General features: G+C 56.6%; 13 protein-coding genes. 6 read left to right on the top strand and 7 right to left on the bottom strand.

Annotated elements, in window-relative coordinates:
- Positions 1 to 7: 7 nt before the first annotated feature.
- Entirely contained in the window at positions 8 to 322 is a 315-nt protein-coding gene (locus ACZRMH_RS14115; RefSeq protein WP_464013894.1) for a hypothetical protein, read from the top strand.
- A gap of 126 nt (positions 323 to 448) precedes the next feature.
- On the opposite strand, the gene ACZRMH_RS14110 is transcribed toward ACZRMH_RS14115, so the two are convergent.
- Both ACZRMH_RS14110 and ACZRMH_RS14105 read right to left on the bottom strand, forming a co-directional pair.
- A complete protein-coding gene (locus ACZRMH_RS14110; RefSeq protein WP_464013893.1) occupies positions 449 to 1,336 on the bottom strand; it encodes a lysophospholipid acyltransferase in 888 nt (295 codons plus the stop codon).
- A 139-nt stretch (positions 1,337 to 1,475) separates the two neighbouring features.
- On the bottom strand, positions 1,476 to 2,033 hold the full coding sequence (locus tag ACZRMH_RS14105) for a DNA-3-methyladenine glycosylase I (RefSeq protein WP_464013892.1): 558 nt from the start codon (positions 2,031 to 2,033) through the stop codon (positions 1,476 to 1,478).
- Positions 2,034 to 2,114: 81 nt separating this feature from the next.
- Here ACZRMH_RS14105 and glyQ point away from each other — a divergent pair, with 81 nt between their 5' ends.
- From glyQ to ACZRMH_RS14085, 4 genes are all read left to right on the top strand, one after another.
- Positions 2,115 to 3,068 (top strand): glycine--tRNA ligase subunit alpha, encoded by a 954-nt coding sequence (gene glyQ / locus ACZRMH_RS14100; protein WP_029611650.1) that lies wholly within the window; start codon positions 2,115 to 2,117, stop codon positions 3,066 to 3,068.
- Positions 3,065 to 5,119: a glycine--tRNA ligase subunit beta gene (glyS, locus tag ACZRMH_RS14095; protein WP_464013891.1), complete on the top strand. Its 2,055-nt coding sequence runs from the start codon at positions 3,065 to 3,067 to the stop codon at positions 5,117 to 5,119. The genes glyQ and glyS overlap by 4 nt, the downstream gene beginning before the upstream one ends.
- A 4-nt stretch (positions 5,120 to 5,123) precedes the next feature.
- Entirely contained in the window at positions 5,124 to 5,663 is a 540-nt protein-coding gene (gene gmhB / locus ACZRMH_RS14090; RefSeq protein WP_464013890.1) for a D-glycero-beta-D-manno-heptose 1,7-bisphosphate 7-phosphatase, read from the top strand.
- Between the two features lie 76 nt (positions 5,664 to 5,739).
- A complete protein-coding gene (locus ACZRMH_RS14085) occupies positions 5,740 to 6,510 on the top strand; it encodes a lysophospholipid acyltransferase family protein (protein WP_464013889.1) in 771 nt (256 codons plus the stop codon).
- A 188-nt stretch (positions 6,511 to 6,698) separates the two neighbouring features.
- Here the strand turns inward: ACZRMH_RS14085 and ACZRMH_RS14080 are convergent, their stop codons facing one another.
- Together ACZRMH_RS14080 and ACZRMH_RS14075 are read right to left on the bottom strand one after the other, a co-directional pair.
- The gene (locus ACZRMH_RS14080; protein ID WP_464013888.1) at positions 6,699 to 8,321 is read right to left on the bottom strand and encodes an MFS transporter; all 1,623 of its coding nucleotides are present in this window, start codon (positions 8,319 to 8,321) and stop codon (positions 6,699 to 6,701) included.
- Positions 8,322 to 8,411: 90 nt separating this feature from the next.
- On the bottom strand, positions 8,412 to 10,073 hold the full coding sequence (locus ACZRMH_RS14075; protein WP_464013887.1) for a GMC family oxidoreductase: 1,662 nt from the start codon (positions 10,071 to 10,073) through the stop codon (positions 8,412 to 8,414).
- Positions 10,074 to 10,204: 131 nt separating this feature from the next.
- Here ACZRMH_RS14075 and ACZRMH_RS14070 point away from each other — a divergent pair, with 131 nt between their 5' ends.
- Entirely contained in the window at positions 10,205 to 11,092 is an 888-nt protein-coding gene (locus ACZRMH_RS14070; RefSeq protein WP_464013886.1) for a LysR family transcriptional regulator, read from the top strand.
- An 11-nt stretch (positions 11,093 to 11,103) separates the two neighbouring features.
- On the opposite strand, the gene ACZRMH_RS14065 is transcribed toward ACZRMH_RS14070, so the two are convergent.
- From ACZRMH_RS14065 to gyrB, 3 genes are all read right to left on the bottom strand, one after another.
- Entirely contained in the window at positions 11,104 to 11,631 is a 528-nt protein-coding gene (locus ACZRMH_RS14065) for a hypothetical protein (RefSeq protein ID WP_464013885.1), read from the bottom strand.
- 67 nt (positions 11,632 to 11,698) lie between these two features.
- A complete protein-coding gene (locus ACZRMH_RS14060) occupies positions 11,699 to 12,856 on the bottom strand; it encodes an XRE family transcriptional regulator (protein WP_464013884.1) in 1,158 nt (385 codons plus the stop codon).
- A gap of 179 nt (positions 12,857 to 13,035) precedes the next feature.
- The gene (gene gyrB / locus ACZRMH_RS14055) at positions 13,036 to 15,453 is read right to left on the bottom strand and encodes a DNA topoisomerase (ATP-hydrolyzing) subunit B (protein ID WP_464013883.1); all 2,418 of its coding nucleotides are present in this window, start codon (positions 15,451 to 15,453) and stop codon (positions 13,036 to 13,038) included.
- Positions 15,454 to 15,456: the final 3 nt, after the last annotated feature.

The following is a 15,456-nucleotide window of genomic DNA, read 5'->3' as shown; positions in this document are numbered from 1 at the left end:
GTCAGGGATGCTGGAGTCACTGGAAAAAATGCTCGCCAAGGGTGTGGATAACTCATTGCTGCGCTTTGGCCTGGGCAAGGGTTATCTCGACCTTGGGGATAACCTCAAGGCGGCAGAGCATCTGCAATGTTGTGTAGGCTTTGACCCCAAGTATTCCGCAGCCTGGAAGCTGCTGGGCAAGGCGCAGCTGGCGGCAGGCGATCGTGCGGCGGCGCGTGTGGCCTGGGAGCAGGGCATTGCCGCGGCGCAGGCCCACGGCGACAAGCAGGCCGAGAAGGAAATGACAGTGTTTTTGAAGAAGCTGGATAAGCAGCAGCCTTAACACCTCAAATCTCCTGTGGGAGCGGGCTTGCACGCGATGCAGAAAAACTCGGTGAAACTGCAATACCGAGGAGATGCAATCGCGAGCAAGCCCGCTCCCACAAAGGTGGGTGCCTTAGCTGCTAACTCAGTACCAGCGCGCCTCGCCCGGCGGACGCTTTTTAAAGCGTTTCATGCTCCACATGTACTGGCTCGGGTAAGCCCGCACATATTTCTCGACCACCTTACTCATGGCCGCGCACGAGGTTGCCGTGTCGGTGCTGTACATCTCTTCAGGCGCAGCTTCCAGGATCACCTTGAAGCCCGAGCCATCCGGCAGGCGCAGCGCGTGCAGGAACACCCCGACCGCTTTGCCGCCCGCCAGCATATTGGGTACAAACTTGCTGGTCAGGGCCATGGTGCCCAGAAACGGCACGAAAATACCGGCCGACTCTGCCGGCTCCGGATCTGCCGGAATACCTACCTGACCGCCTTTGCGCACTTCCTTGATAACACTCAGGATGCCTTCTTTGGTCGATGCCGCAACGCGGTTACCCAACTGCACGCGTTGCTTTTGCAGCAACTCATCCACAGCCTTGAGCTTGGGCGGGCGATAGAAAATGATCGGTTTGCACTGGCTGCAGTAAAAGTGGTTAAGCACTTCCCAGTTGCCCAGGTGGCTGGTAATACCCACCACGCCCTTGCCAGAGGCCAGAGCCTCCTTGAGCACGTCCAGACCTTCGACTTCACGCACCAGATCAATGGAGCGCTGGGCCGGCCAGATCCAGGCGCAGGCGCTCTCGGTCAGGCTTTTGCCAATGTCCTTGAGGCTTTGGCCCACCAGTTGCTCGCGGGCAACCGGGTCCATTTCAGGGAAGCATTTGGCCAGGTTGATACGCACCACATCGCGGGAGCGATTGGGCAATTTCCACATCAGCCAGCCAATGGCCGACCCCACGCGTTGCACCGCGCCCCACGGGAGCATGGCAAACAACCGCAAAGCCCCGACCAGCAAGGCGCCTTTAAACTTTTCCACAGGGTTTTCTCACAAAAATAAGGGCTCTGTGGGAGCGGGCTTGCTCGCGATTGCATCACTGCGGTCTTGCTGACTGACCGTGTTGCCTGCATCGCGAGCAAGCCCGCTCCCACATGGGGTACTGCCAATGGCCAGTATTCTAACCGCCGTTTGCCAATTCAGCGTAACGGTCGCAATAGGTGGCGTGGTCCATGACCATGCCACTGGCCTGCATAAAGGCGTAGCAAATGGTCGGACCGACAAAAGTAAAACCAGCTTTTTTCAGCCCCTTGCTCATGGCTTCGGCTTCGGGCGTCACCGCAGGAAACTCGTGGCGTTCGGTGAAATGGTTGATCTTTGGTTTACCGCCCACAAACGACCATAAAAACTCGACCGGGTTGTCCAGCGCCAGCCAGGCCTGGGCATTACGCCGTGCACCAGCCACTTTCAAACGGTTGCGAATGATCCCCGGATCCAGCAGCAAGACCTCTATTTCAGCATCTGTCATCACCGCCAAACGCTGCACATCGAAGCCGAACATGACCTTGCGATAGTGCTCGCGCTTCTTTAAAACCGTGATCCAGGACAACCCCGCCTGGAACCCTTCGAGCAATAACAACTCGAACAGCCCATGCGCATCGCGCAACGGTACGCCCCACTCTTGATCGTGATAAGCCGCATACAAAGGGTCATCCGAACACCAGAAACAACGTGCCATACAGGCTCCAAGAGGTGGAGGGGCGACCGAATCGGGTATACTCCCGCTCTTTAAATCGCAGCCCAAGAAACAGGTGAATTTGTGAGCCAGCCTACGCCAGCAGTGCGTACCTTCCAAGACTTGATCCTCGCCCTCCAGCAATACTGGGCCGAGCAAGGTTGTGTGGTGCTTCAGCCCTACGATATGGAAGTGGGCGCCGGCACATTCCATACCGCTACCTTTTTGCGCTCTCTGGGCCCAGAAACGTGGAACGCCGCTTATGTGCAGCCCAGTCGTCGCCCGACTGACGGCCGCTACGGCGAAAACCCGAACCGTTTGCAGCACTACTACCAGTTCCAGGTGGTATTGAAGCCAAATCCACCTAATTTCCAGGAGCTGTACCTGGGCTCGCTGAAACATATCGGCCTGGACCCGCTGGTCCACGATATCCGTTTCGTTGAAGACAACTGGGAATCGCCAACTCTGGGCGCCTGGGGTCTGGGCTGGGAAATCTGGCTCAACGGTATGGAAGTCACCCAGTTCACCTACTTCCAGCAAGTAGGCGGCATTGAGTGCTACCCGGTTACCGGCGAAATCACCTACGGCCTTGAGCGTCTGGCGATGTACCTGCAAGGCGTGGATTCCGTCTACGACCTGGTATGGACTGACGGCCCGTTCGGCAAAGTGACCTACGGCGATGTGTTCCATCAGAACGAAGTCGAGCAATCGACCTACAACTTTGAACACGCCAACGTCGACAAGTTGTTTGAGCTGTTCGATTTCTACGAAAGCGAAGCCAAGCGCCTGATCGAACTCGACCAGCCGCTGCCGTTGCCAAGCTACGAAATGGTGCTCAAAGCGTCCCACACCTTCAACCTGCTCGATGCCCGCCGCGCGATTTCCGTGACAGCGCGTCAGCAGTACATCCTGCGTGTGCGAACCCTGGCCCGTGCCGTGGCACAGGCCTATCTCGAAGCTCGCGCCAAGCTGGGCTTCCCGATGGCTCCACCTGATTTGCGTGATGAAGTGTTGGCCAAGTTGGAGGCAGTACAATGAGTGCTCAAGATTTTCTGGTTGAACTGGGCACTGAAGAACTGCCGCCAAAAGCCCTCAATACCCTGGCCGATGCATTCCTCGCCGGGATTGAAAAAGGCCTGCAAACAGCCGGCCTGAAATTCAGCGCGAAAAAAGTCTACGCCGCACCGCGTCGGCTGGCCGTACTGCTGACCCAGCTGGAAACCCAGCAACCGGATCGCAGCATCAATATCGACGGCCCGCCACGTCAGGCGGCTTTCGATGCTGAAGGCAACCCGACCCAGGCCGCCCTTGGCTTCGCCAAAAAATGCGGCGTTGAGCTGAGCGAAATCGACCAGAGCGGCCCGAAACTGCGTTTCAGCCAGGTAATTGTCGGCAAGCCGACTGCCAGCTTGCTGCCAACCATCGTTGAAGACTCGCTCAACGACCTGCCGATTCCCAAGCGCATGCGCTGGGGTGCACGCAAGGTCGAGTTCGTGCGTCCAACCCAATGGCTGGTCATGCTGCTGGGCGACGAAGTGATCGACTGCACGATCCTCGCGCAAAAAGCCGGTCGTGAATCCCGCGGTCACCGCTTCCATCACCCGGAAAGCGTGCGCATCAGCGCGCCAGCCAACTACCTCGAAGACCTGCGCAAAGCCTACGTGCTGGCCGACTTCAATGAGCGTCGCGAGCTGATTTCCAAGCGTGTAGCCGAGTTGGCGACCATGCAGGAAGGCACTGCAATCGTGCCACCAAGCCTGCTCGACGAAGTGACCGCGCTGGTTGAATGGCCGGTGCCGCTGGTGTGCTCGTTTGAGGAGCGCTTCCTCGATGTGCCGCAAGAAGCCCTGATCACCACCATGCAGGACAACCAGAAGTACTTCTGCCTGCTGGACGTTGATGGCAAGTTGCTGCCGCGCTTTATTACCGTGGCCAACATCGAAAGCAAAGACCCACAGCAGATCATCTCGGGTAACGAGAAAGTGGTTCGTCCACGCCTGACTGACGCCGAGTTCTTCTTCAAGCAAGACAAGAAGCAGAAGCTCGAAAGCTTCAACCTGCGCCTGCAAAACGTGGTGTTCCAGGCTCAACTGGGCAGCGTTTACGACAAGGCCGAGCGTGTTTCCAAGCTGGCAGCATTTATTGCTCCACGCATTGGCGGCGACGCTACACGTGCAGCCCGTGCCGGTTTGCTGTCCAAATGCGACCTGGCCACTGAAATGGTCGGTGAGTTCCCGGAGATGCAAGGCATCGCCGGCTACTACTACGCGCTGAACGACGGCGAGCCTGAAGACGTCGCCCTGGCGTTGAACGAGCAGTACATGCCGCGCGGCGCTGGCGCCGAATTGCCAGTCACCCTGACCGGCGCTGCGGTAGCCATCGCTGACAAACTCGACACCCTGGTGGGTATTTTCGGCATCGGCATGCTGCCTACCGGCAGCAAAGACCCGTACGCACTGCGTCGGGCCGCGCTGGGTATCCTGCGCATTCTGATCGACAAGAAACTCGACCTCGACCTGACAGAAGCCGTGAAATTCGCGGTAAGCGCTTTCGGTGCCAAGATCAAGTCGGCCGGTTTGGCTGATCAGGTCCTGGAATTTATCTTCGACCGCCTGCGTGCGCGCTACGAAGACGAAGGCGTGGACGTGGCCACTTACTTGTCGGTACGTGCCCTGAACCCGACTTCGGCACTGGATTTCGATCAGCGCGTGCAAGCAGTGCAAGCGTTCCGTCAATTGCCGGAAGCAGGCGCACTGGCTGCCGTGAACAAGCGTGTATCGAACCTGCTGAGCAAGGTTGAAGGCACGGTTTCGACCCAGGTTGAAGCCCGCTATTTCGACAATGCCAGTGAGTTTTCGCTGTTCTCGGCCATTCAGAAAGCCGACGAAGCCGTACAGCCAATGGCCGCTGCCCGTCAGTACAACGAAGCGCTGACCCGCCTGGCCTCGCTGCGCGAGCCGGTGGATGCGTTCTTTGAAGCAGTGATGGTCAACGCCGAAGACCCGAGCGTGCGGGCTAACCGCTACGCATTGCTGGCGCGCTTGCGCGGCCTGTTCCTCGGTGTTGCCGATATTTCACTGCTGGGCTAAGGGGTTGCCGTTGAAACTGCTGATTCTCGATCGGGACGGGGTAATCAATTACGACTCCGACGCTTACATCAAGTCAGTCGAGGAGTGGATTCCGCTACCCGGTGCGATCGAGGCCATTGCGCAGTTAAGCAAGGCTGGCTGGACGGTGGCGATTGCCACCAACCAGTCCGGCATTGCCCGCGGCTACTACGATATCGCCACCCTGGACGCCATGCACGCCCGTTTACGGGCGCTGGTGGCAGAGCAGGGTGGTGAGGTAGGACTGATTGTGTATTGCCCCCACGGGCCCGACGAGGGCTGCGCCTGCCGCAAGCCCAAGCCGGGCATGCTGCAGACGATTGCCGCCCATTACGGCGCTGATTTGACCCAATGTTGGTTTGTCGGTGACAGTTTGGGTGACTTGCAGGCTGCGCAAGCCGTCGATTCTCAGCCCGTTTTGGTAAAAACCGGAAAAGGCCTACAAACTTTTGCCAAAGTTTTGCCGGTTAATACCCTAATATTTGACGATCTGGCGGCAGTTGCCGCAGAACTTATTCACAAATAGAGCCGACCTGAACATTCGCCGCACTCTGTGTGCGTAGCTGTTCAGTCGTGCTTTATCCGCAACGGTAAAAGTCGCTATGTCGATACTGCAGGCCATCAGAACCTTCTTCTTTTACCTGCTGCTGGGCACCAGCTCTCTGCTGTGGTGCTCGCTGAGCTTTTTTGTCGCGCCCTTTTTGCCGTTCCGTGCACGCTATCGGTTTATCAACGTGTACTGGTGCCGCTGCGCCCTGTGGCTGACACGGGTGTTCCTGAAAATTGACGTACGCATCACGGGCGCTGAAAACATCCCGCAACGACCCTGCGTGATTCTGGCCAACCATCAAAGTACCTGGGAGACATTCTTCCTCTCGGCCTACTTTCAGCCGTTGAGCCAAGTACTCAAGCGTGAACTGCTGTACGTACCGTTCTTTGGCTGGGCAATGGCGATGCTGCGTCCAATTGCCATCGACCGTGACAACCCGAAAGCGGCGCTCAAACACATCGCCAAAAAGGGCGATGAGCTGCTCAAGGACAATATCTGGGTGCTTATTTTCCCGGAAGGCACACGCGTGCCCTTTGGCCAGGTGGGCAAGTTTTCGCGCGGTGGCACGGCTCTGGCGGTCAACGCCGAACTGCCGGTACTGCCGATTGCCCACAATGCGGGCAAGTATTGGCCCAAGACTGGCTGGGCGAAAAAGCCCGGCACAATCGAGCTGGTCATTGGCGAGCCGATGTACGCCAACGGCACTGGGCCGCGAGCCATTGCCGAGTTGAACGACCGGGTACAGGCCTGGAATGAGCAGGCTCAGCGCAACATGGGTTCGCTGCCTCCGGTTGCCGAACCTGCTGAAACGGTTGTGAGCTAAGCAAATTGTGGATAACTTGTGCACAAGTTTTCAATTTCTTTCAAAAAATCGTCATAACCTCATGATTTAAATGCTTATTTCGAGTTGTGACTTTTTACCGAAAAACGTGCATAAGTTTTTCTAAGCACCTAAAAAAACCGGCATATAAGCCGGTTTTTTTATGTCTGTCAGTCCACCAGAAATTGGCTTTAGACCTTATCGATATTCACATTCCTGGTTTCCTTGAGGCAGATCATGCCCACCACCAGGCTGACCCCGGTAATCACCACCGGATACCACAGGCCATAGAAGATATCCCCGGTGTAGACCACCAGCGCAAACGACACGGTGGGCAGGAAGCCACCGAACCAGCCATTACCGATATGGTAGGGCAGGGACATCGAGGTATAGCGTATACGGGTCGGGAACAGCTCGACCATCACCGCTGCCAACGGCCCGTAGGTCATGGTGGCGATAAGGGTCAGCATTACCATGATCAACACCACCATTGGCTGGTTGACCGAGCTCGCATCGGCCTTGGCCGGATAGCCCGCGTCAGTGATAGCCGCGCGCATGGCCGCTTCATCAAAGCCGCTGATTTTTTGCTCGCCTACCGACACTTGTACTTCAGTGCCCGGTGCGGCGGCTTGCGAGGTGTATGGCAAGCCCTGTTTGACCAGGAAGGTTTTGACCTTGTCGCACGGGCTGTCAAAACGCGCCTTGCCCACCGGGTCAAACTGGAAGGTGCAAGTGGACGGATCAGCCATCACCACAATCGGTGACTGGCGGCTGGCGGTATCAATCTGCGGGTTGGCGTAATGGCTCAATGCTTTGAACAACGGGAAGTACAGCACCGTGGCCAGCAACAGGCCAAGCATCAGGATCGGCTTGCGCCCCACACGGTCCGACAGCCAGCCGAAGAAGATAAAGAACGGCGCGCCGATAACCACGCTGATAATCAGCAGTAAGTTGGCCTGGGCCGGGTCCATCTTGAGCATCTGTGTGAGGAAGAACAGCACGTAGAACTGCGCGGTATAGAAGGTCACCGCTTGCCCGGCGTTAATGCCGAACAGGGCAATCAGCACGATCTTGAGGTTTTCCCATTTACCGAACGATTCACGGATCGGCGATTTGCTGGTTTTGCCTTCGGCTTTCATTTTCACGAAAGCAGGCGACTCGTGCATGCTCATGCGGATCCAGGTCGAGATACCCAGCAGCACGATGGACAGCAGGAACGGCAGGCGCCAGCCCCAGACTTCAAACTGGTCACCGGTCAGGTATCGGCAACCCAGTACCACCAGCAACGACAGCAGCAGGCCCAGGGTAGCGGTGGACTGAATCCAGCTGGTGTTGAAGCCGCGCTTACCAGGAGCAGCGTGCTCGGCCACGTAGGTAGCAGCGCCACCGTACTCACCGCCCAGCGCCAGCCCCTGGAGCATGCGCAGTACCACGAGCATGATCGGTGCTGCGATGCCGATACTGGCATAAGTGGGCAGCAGGCCCACAGCAAAGGTCGATAAGCCCATCAGAATGATGGTCATAAGGAAGGTGTATTTGCGCCCAATCATGTCACCCAATCGGCCAAATACCAGTGCCCCGAACGGTCTCACCAAAAAGCCGGCGGCGAAAGCCATAAGGGCAAAAATGAACGCCGTGGTGTCGTTTACCCCAGCAAAGAACTGCTTGCTGAGCACGGTAGCCAATGCGCCATACAAGAAAAAGTCATACCACTCGAAAACTGTCCCGAGGGATGACGCAAAAATGATTTTGCGCTCTTCGCGCCCGGTGGTTCCCTTGGCGGGAGCCGCCTGTTGTGCAATTGCGTCTGACATGTGCAAAGTCCTCGGCCCTGTGGGCCACAGTGATTATTGTTGTTGTCCACTGTCGGTTCCGGATGACTGCGCCCGAAACCACGATCGTCCTCAGGCGACCGGTGTTGCTGCCGTGCGGTTGGCGTCTGCTGCTGACTCCGGTGCATGAAGAGACGCCTGCAAAATCAACTGCGCGGCTTTTTCGCCAATCATCAGGGTCGGTGAACAGGTATTACCCGACACGATGCTCGGCATGATCGATGCGTCTGCCACCCTTAGTCCTGCTACACCATGGACACATAATTGGGCATCGACCACGGCCTCGGCGTCCTGCCCCATACGGCAAGTGCCCACCGGGTGAAAGATGGTCGTACCAATGCGGGCGGCGGCTTCGTACAACTGTTGCTCTGTTTGCAGCTCTTTACCCGGGAGGTATTCCTGCGGTGTAAAGGCCTGCAAGGCTGCGCTGTCGACGATGCGCCGGGTCAGGCGTATAGCATCGGCGGCGACCTTCAAATCGTCTGGATGGCTCAAGTAATTGGGATCGATCAGCGGCGCGTCATCGGGGTTGGCCGAGCGGATATCAACCCGGCCCCGGCTTTTTGGCCGCAGGTTGCACACCGAAGCGGTAAAAGCAGGGAAGGTATGCAGCGGCTCACCAAAGCGCTCAAGGGACAACGGCTGAACGTGGTACTGCAAGTTGGCCGAAGGTTGATCGGGATCGGACTTTACAAACGCCCCCAGCTGGCTAGGGGCCATGGCCAAGGGACCACTACGGTCGTAGGCATAACGCAGACCCATGCCGACTTTTCCCCACAGACTATTGGCCACCTGGTTAAGGGTGCGTGCTTTGGTCAGCTTGAAGATCAGCCGTAGTTGCAGATGGTCCTGCAAGTTGCCACCCACCCCCGGCAGCTCGTGCTGCACAGTTATCCCCAGGCTTTCCAGCAGGGGCCGCGGGCCAATGCCCGAGCGCTGCAGAATGCCGGGTGAGCCAATGGAGCCAGCACACAGGATAATCTCGCGAGTTGCCGTGAAGGCATGATGAGCGCCTTGCCAGCGAGCGCTGACCTGAGTTGCCCGACCGTTTTCAAGCAACACCTTGTCGACCTGTACATCGGTCATCACCGTCAGGTTCGCACGCTTGAGCACAGGACGTAAAAAAGCCTTGGAAGCGTTCCAGCGCACACCGGAGCGCTGATTGACCTGAAAGTATCCGCAGCCCTGGTTATCACCACCGTTGAAGTCATTGACGCTGGCGACACCGCTTTGCGCGGCTGCGTCGCGGAATGCATCCAGAATGGGCCACGTATAACGCTGCTGCTCGACCCGCCACTCGCCATCACCGCCATGCAGGTCCGTGTTGCCAGCAAAATGTTTTTCACTGCGTTTGAACAGGGGCAGCACATCCTTCCAGGCCCAACCAGCATTGCCCAGCTCGGCCCAACGGTCATAGTCGCCCGCCTGGCCGCGCATATAGATCATGCCGTTGATCGACGAACTGCCGCCCAACACCTTGCCCCGAGGGTAGCTCAGGCTACGGCCTTGCAGTCCGGCCTGCGCCTCGGTCTTGAAGCACCAGTCGGTGCGCGGGTTACCGATGCAATACAGGTAACCCACGGGAATATGGATCCACGGATAGTTATCTTGCCCACCCGCTTCAAGCAGTAATACGCTGTGACGTGGATCGGCAGACAGCCGATTTGCCAGCACAGAACCCGCAGGTCCGGCGCCCACAATGATGTAGTCGTACACCTTATTGGCAGATGGCATTGATCACCTCGCCTTTATTATTCTTGTCCTGCACCATCCTATTGATTAATTTCGAGTTTGAAACGCGTGATTTCACCCATGGCTTGTGCGTTTTTGCACAGCCCGCTGATCAATATCGCCTGGGGGCAGACATGTTCGACTGGAATGACCTGCGTTACTTTCTGGAGTTACAGCGCAGTGGTCGCCTGCTTACGGCCGCAAAACGCCTCAACACCACCCACAGCACGGTTGCCCGGCATATTGAGAGCATCGAGCAGCACCTGGGTGCATCGCTGTTTGTGCAACATGCCCAGGGTTACGAACTGACGCCTGCCGGTCAGGCACTGCTCAAACATGCTGAAGCCATGGAAAACGTCGCCTTGCTGGCGCAGGAAGAAATCAGCCAGGCCATCGCCCCCATGGGCAAAATCCGTCTTGGGGTCACGGAGGGAATTGGCATCATGTTTATCACTTCGCGGTTACGCGGCTTGTTTGAGCGCTACCCTGGGCTAGAAGTGGAATTGGTAGCAGTGCCGCGCTTTGTCAGCATCCTCAACCGCGAGGCGGAAATCAGCATCCACCTGGACCGGCCCAACGCCGACCTGTTGATAACTCGCAAACTCACCGACTACCGCCTGGCGCTGTATGCCAGCCGCGAGTACCTCGACAGGGCACCGCCCCTGAACAACCGCGATGACCTGGCCAATCACTACTGGATTGGCTACGTTGACGACTTGTTGTTCAGCCAGGAACTGCTGTTCCTCAACAACTTCTGCCGCACCCCGACCGTGACCTTTCGCAGCACCAGCGTGATAGCCCAGCAACAAGCAGCCCGCGCAGGCCTGGGCATTGCCGTGCTGCCTAACTATATGGCCAGCAACGATCCGGAACTGGTGCGTGTACTGCCTGAAGAGTCGGTGCAGCGCAGCTACTGGATCAGCACCCGCAGGGAACTGCACAAGTCGGTAAGGTTAAGAGTGGTGTGGGATTTTTTGCTGGAGTTGTGCAGAGAAGAGCAGGGGGTTTTGTTGGCGCCGTAGTAGAGCCGCCCTCAGCCCTTGCCAAAAAACTTTTGGAAAGATGTGTGCTTCGCCTGCCGCCAGGTTTCAGTCAAGTCACCGTTGAGTTCAAGGGCTTCAAAGATGCTTTTGACCTGCTCATTTGTTATCAACTTTGCCGTAAGCATTTTCTTGAGCAATTCGTGCCCATGCCAAATAGTGATTCCGAAGTCTTGAGCCAGCTTGTGCATACCAAGATCATCCGTGACCACAATTGCCTCTCGGATTTGGCCAAACGCCAAGACTCTGCAGTCAGTCGAGGAAGGAGGAGAGCGGCCAGCCGTAGTGTAGGCAGCAGGATTCATTAATACCCAACCACGTAGCACGCTTTGAGCAGCTTCTAGCTGGCCTTTCTCGTCAGCACTCAAGCGAATCTGCTTCGCAACTCGCTCAGCGGCAAGATCCTCGCCGTCGAACCAGGGAAACTTGAATTTCAGCGCACCACTACGATGCACCTCTTCCTCAACATCTTTCAAAATGGTCAGGACATAATTTTTCTGCCCAAATCCAACCCCCAGCATTGGACGTACACGCTTCGCCAGCCGTAGATACGCGTGGTATCCAGCAATACGAGCGTGGACGCCGCACTCAACGCGTAAGTTCTCCGTAAAGGGCACTGGCATCACTGAGTGATATATCCATGATTTGTTGAACATAGGACGGGCCTGTCCCGTGCTCGCGGATCATGCGTTTCAGGGCCATGAAGAACTCTGACTGAAACACATTCGATGCTGCGGCAATGTATTGCGCGGGTTTGGGCGGCATCGGATCGAACAGAATCGCACTGACCAATTGCGGCGGGGAACTGTTGCGCACCGCGTGAATGGTCTTCTCCAGTACCCGCAATGGAGGCAGATTGTTTTGCGCCGCATATCCTTGTGTCTGCTTGAATACCGTGTTCAGCGAAATCTGGTGATGCCTGGCATGCTGCTGAAGTGCACTTATCTCCCCGGCTGCGTTAGGCGCTTGCGCCGCCTCGGTATACGCCAACCGCACACACCCCTCAGGAAACAGCAAGGCACCGGCAAAGGCATCCGCAAAATCTTCACCCTCTTCAGTACCTGCAAGCTCTGGGGTGTAGACGTGCGCTAGCTCGTGGGCCATCCAAAACTTGAAGTCTTCCAGCTTGGTGTCCAGATTGACGAAGACAAAGGTGACATCCAACGCTGGCAATAGAATGTGTAACGCATTCTTGTGTTGTTGCTTTTGCCCCCAAAGGACGGGCACCAGAACCGCCCCGCAGGCTTTGAACTCGGAGATCAGCGCTTCATAACCCAGCACGCTGCGCTCACCCGATCCCAATTTGCTGCGGACCTGGGACGCATCGCTTTGCAAACGCGCGTAACTGGTGGAAGGCGAAGAAATCTTGGTGCGTAAAGTAGGCAGCTCCGGTAAAAAATCGACCAAGGGTTTTAGCAAACCGCCGATACCGATTGCTTTCAAAATGTGTTCGTCGGTGGTTTTGGTTCCCGCCTTTTTGCGAAACGCCACCACGGGCTGATCCTCAGGCGGAGCCACTAACTGCGAAAATGAAAGCTGCAGCATCGTAGCCAGCTTGAGCAACTTATCAGGACGAGGAAAGTCCTTGCCTTTAAACCAGTTGGTAACGGACTGCGCCGATACTCCGAGCTGATCCGCGAGGTATTTTTGTGTCCAGCCACGCTGAACGAGGGCCGCACGAAGCGACTCGATGTTTAGGGTATTTTGCATAACAACAAATGTAGTACCTTGATCCAGCAAAATCAAGTTTAATCAAGTTACCATTTATGAATGCATTACACCGGCAAGAGAACACACGGGACCCCAACAAAGAAAAAGCCCCGACAGACTTTAGTCTGCCGGGGCTTTTTCAGCATGGGGAAATACTTCTACCTACCCAAGCTGTTTTCTGTGATCAAAGTAGAGAGTTTCCCTACCTGTAACCATCAGAAGTCCAAATTGGACACTGCCAGCGCATTGCTCTCGATAAACTCACGGCGCGGTTCTACGGCGTCGCCCATCAAGGTGTTGAAGATCTGATCGGCACCGATCGCGTCTTCGATGGTGACTTTCAGCATGCGACGCTGGCTTGGGTCCATTGTGGTTTCCCAGAGTTGATCCGGGTTCATTTCGCCCAGTCCTTTGTAGCGCTGGATGGTGTGGCGCTTGGTGCTTTCGGCCATCAGCCATTCCAGTGCTTCTTTGAACTCAACTACGGCTTTTTTACGTTCGCCACGCTGGATGTATGCGCCTTCGTCGAGCAAGGTGCTCAACTGTGCGCCCAGAGTCACGACTGTTTTGTAGTCATTACTGCCGAAGAAGTCGCGGTTGAAGGTGATAAAGGTCGAGTGGCCGTGGGAGATCAGTTCAACCTCTGGCAACCAGACATTACGCTCACGGTCTTCATGCAGGCGGGCTTTGTAGACCAGACCCGACTTCTCGACCAGACGCAGGCGCTCTTCGAACTTGGCCATCCAGTCCTGCATGGCCGCGTGGTCGCCCAACTGCTCAAGGGTCACGGCTGGCAGGTAGATGAAGTGCTCGGTCAGCTCCTGTGGGTACAGGCGCGACAAACGCTTGAGAGTCTTCATCACCATGCGGAAGTCGTACACCAGACGCTCCAGCGCTTCACCAGAGATACCTGGGGCTTCGTCGTTCAAGTGCAGGCTGGCATCTTCAAGAGCCGACTGGGTCATGTACTCTTCCATGGCCTCGTCGTCTTTGATGTACTGCTCCTGCTTGCCCTTTTTCACTTTGTACAACGGCGGCTGAGCGATGTAGATATAGCCGCGCTCGATCAGCTCCGGCAACTGACGGAAGAAGAAGGTCAGCAGCAGGGTGCGGATGTGCGAACCATCGACGTCAGCATCGGTCATGATGATGATGTTGTGATAGCGCAACTTGTCGATGTTGTACTCTTCGCGGCCGATGCCGCAGCCCAGCGCGGTGATCAAGGTGCCGACTTCTTGCGAAGAGATCATCTTGTCGAAACGTGCTTTCTCAACGTTGAGGATTTTACCTTTCAACGGCAGGATGGCTTGAGTACGGCGGTTGCGACCCTGCTTGGCGGAACCGCCAGCAGAGTCACCTTCCACCAGGTACAGTTCGGACAGCGCCGGGTCTTTTTCCTGGCAGTCAGCCAGTTTGCCCGGCAAGCCTGCGATGTCCAGCGCGCCTTTACGGCGAGTCATCTCACGGGCTTTACGCGCAGCTTCACGAGCGCGAGCGGCGTCGATCATCTTGCCAACGATCAGCTTGGCTTCGTTCGGGTGCTCAAGCAGGAAGTCAGAGAAGAACTTGCCCATTTCCTGTTCAACAGCGGTCTTCACTTCGGAAGACACCAGCTTGTCTTTGGTCTGGGAGCTGAACTTCGGGTCCGGCACTTTTACCGAGATGATCGCGGTCAGGCCTTCACGGGCGTCATCACCGGTGGTGGCGACTTTGTGCTTTTTGGCCAGGCCTTCAGCTTCGATGTAGGTGTTGAGGTTACGCGTCAGGGCAGAGCGGAAGCCCACCAGGTGCGTACCGCCATCGCGCTGCGGAATGTTGTTGGTGAAGCACAACAGGTTCTCGTTGAAGCTGTCGTTCCACTGCAGGGCGATTTCTACGCCGATGCCGTCTTCACGCTGAACATTGAAGTGGAACACCTGGTTAACCGGGTTCTTGTTGGTGTTCAGGTAATCAACGAATGCACGCAGGCCGCCTTCGTACTTGAACAGCTCTTCCTTGCCGCTGCGCTCGTCCTTGAGGACGATACCCACACCGGAGTTAAGGAAGGACAGTTCACGAATCCGCTTGGCCAGAATGTCCCAGCTGAAGTGGATGTTCTTGAAGGTTTCAGCCGAAGGCTTGAAGTGGATCTGGGTACCGGTGGTTTCACTTTCGCCCACGATAGCCATTGGCGCCTGAGGCACACCGTGAACATAGGTCTGTTCCCAGATCTTGCCACTGCGACGCACAGTCAGGACCAGCAGTTCGGACAGGGCGTTTACCACCGAAACACCTACACCGTGCAAGCCGCCGGATACTTTGTAGGAGTTGTCATCGAACTTACCGCCGGCGTGCAGCACGGTCATGATGACCTCGGCCGCAGAAACGCCTTCTTCTTTATGCACATCCACCGGAATACCGCGGCCGTTGTCGCGCACGGTGATGGACTCGTCCGGGTGGATCGTGATGGTGATGTCGTCGCAATGGCCAGCCAGCGCTTCGTCGATGGAGTTGTCGACTACTTCGAACACCATGTGGTGCAGACCGCTGCCATCGTCAGTATCACCAATGTACATACCGGGACGTTTGCGTACGGCATCAAGGCCTTTCAGCACTTTAATGCTCGTTGAGTCGTACGTGTTTTCTTCGCTCAATGC

The organism is Pseudomonas sp. B414 (assembly GCF_055408445.1).
The sequence above is the reverse complement of the archived record's forward strand: the minus strand, read 5'-3'. Positions and strand labels throughout refer to the sequence as shown.

Bases quoted from the DNA above. Each gene is read 5' to 3' on its own strand.
- ACZRMH_RS14115 (WP_464013894.1), top strand. From the start codon at position 8: ATGCTGGAGTCACTGGAAAAAATGCTCGCCAAGGGTGTGGATAACTCA.
- ACZRMH_RS14105 (WP_464013892.1), bottom strand. From the start codon at position 2,033: ATGGCACGTTGTTTCTGGTGTTCGGATGACCCTTTGTATGCGGCTTAT.
- glyS (WP_464013891.1), top strand. From the start codon at position 3,065: ATGAGTGCTCAAGATTTTCTGGTTGAACTGGGCACTGAAGAACTGCCG.
- ACZRMH_RS14085 (WP_464013889.1), top strand. From the start codon at position 5,740: ATGTCGATACTGCAGGCCATCAGAACCTTCTTCTTTTACCTGCTGCTG.
- ACZRMH_RS14080 (WP_464013888.1), bottom strand. From the start codon at position 8,321: ATGTCAGACGCAATTGCACAACAGGCGGCTCCCGCCAAGGGAACCACC.
- ACZRMH_RS14075 (WP_464013887.1), bottom strand. From the start codon at position 10,073: ATGCCATCTGCCAATAAGGTGTACGACTACATCATTGTGGGCGCCGGA.
- ACZRMH_RS14070 (WP_464013886.1), top strand. From the start codon at position 10,205: ATGTTCGACTGGAATGACCTGCGTTACTTTCTGGAGTTACAGCGCAGT.
- ACZRMH_RS14065 (WP_464013885.1), bottom strand. From the start codon at position 11,631: ATGCTGGGGGTTGGATTTGGGCAGAAAAATTATGTCCTGACCATTTTG.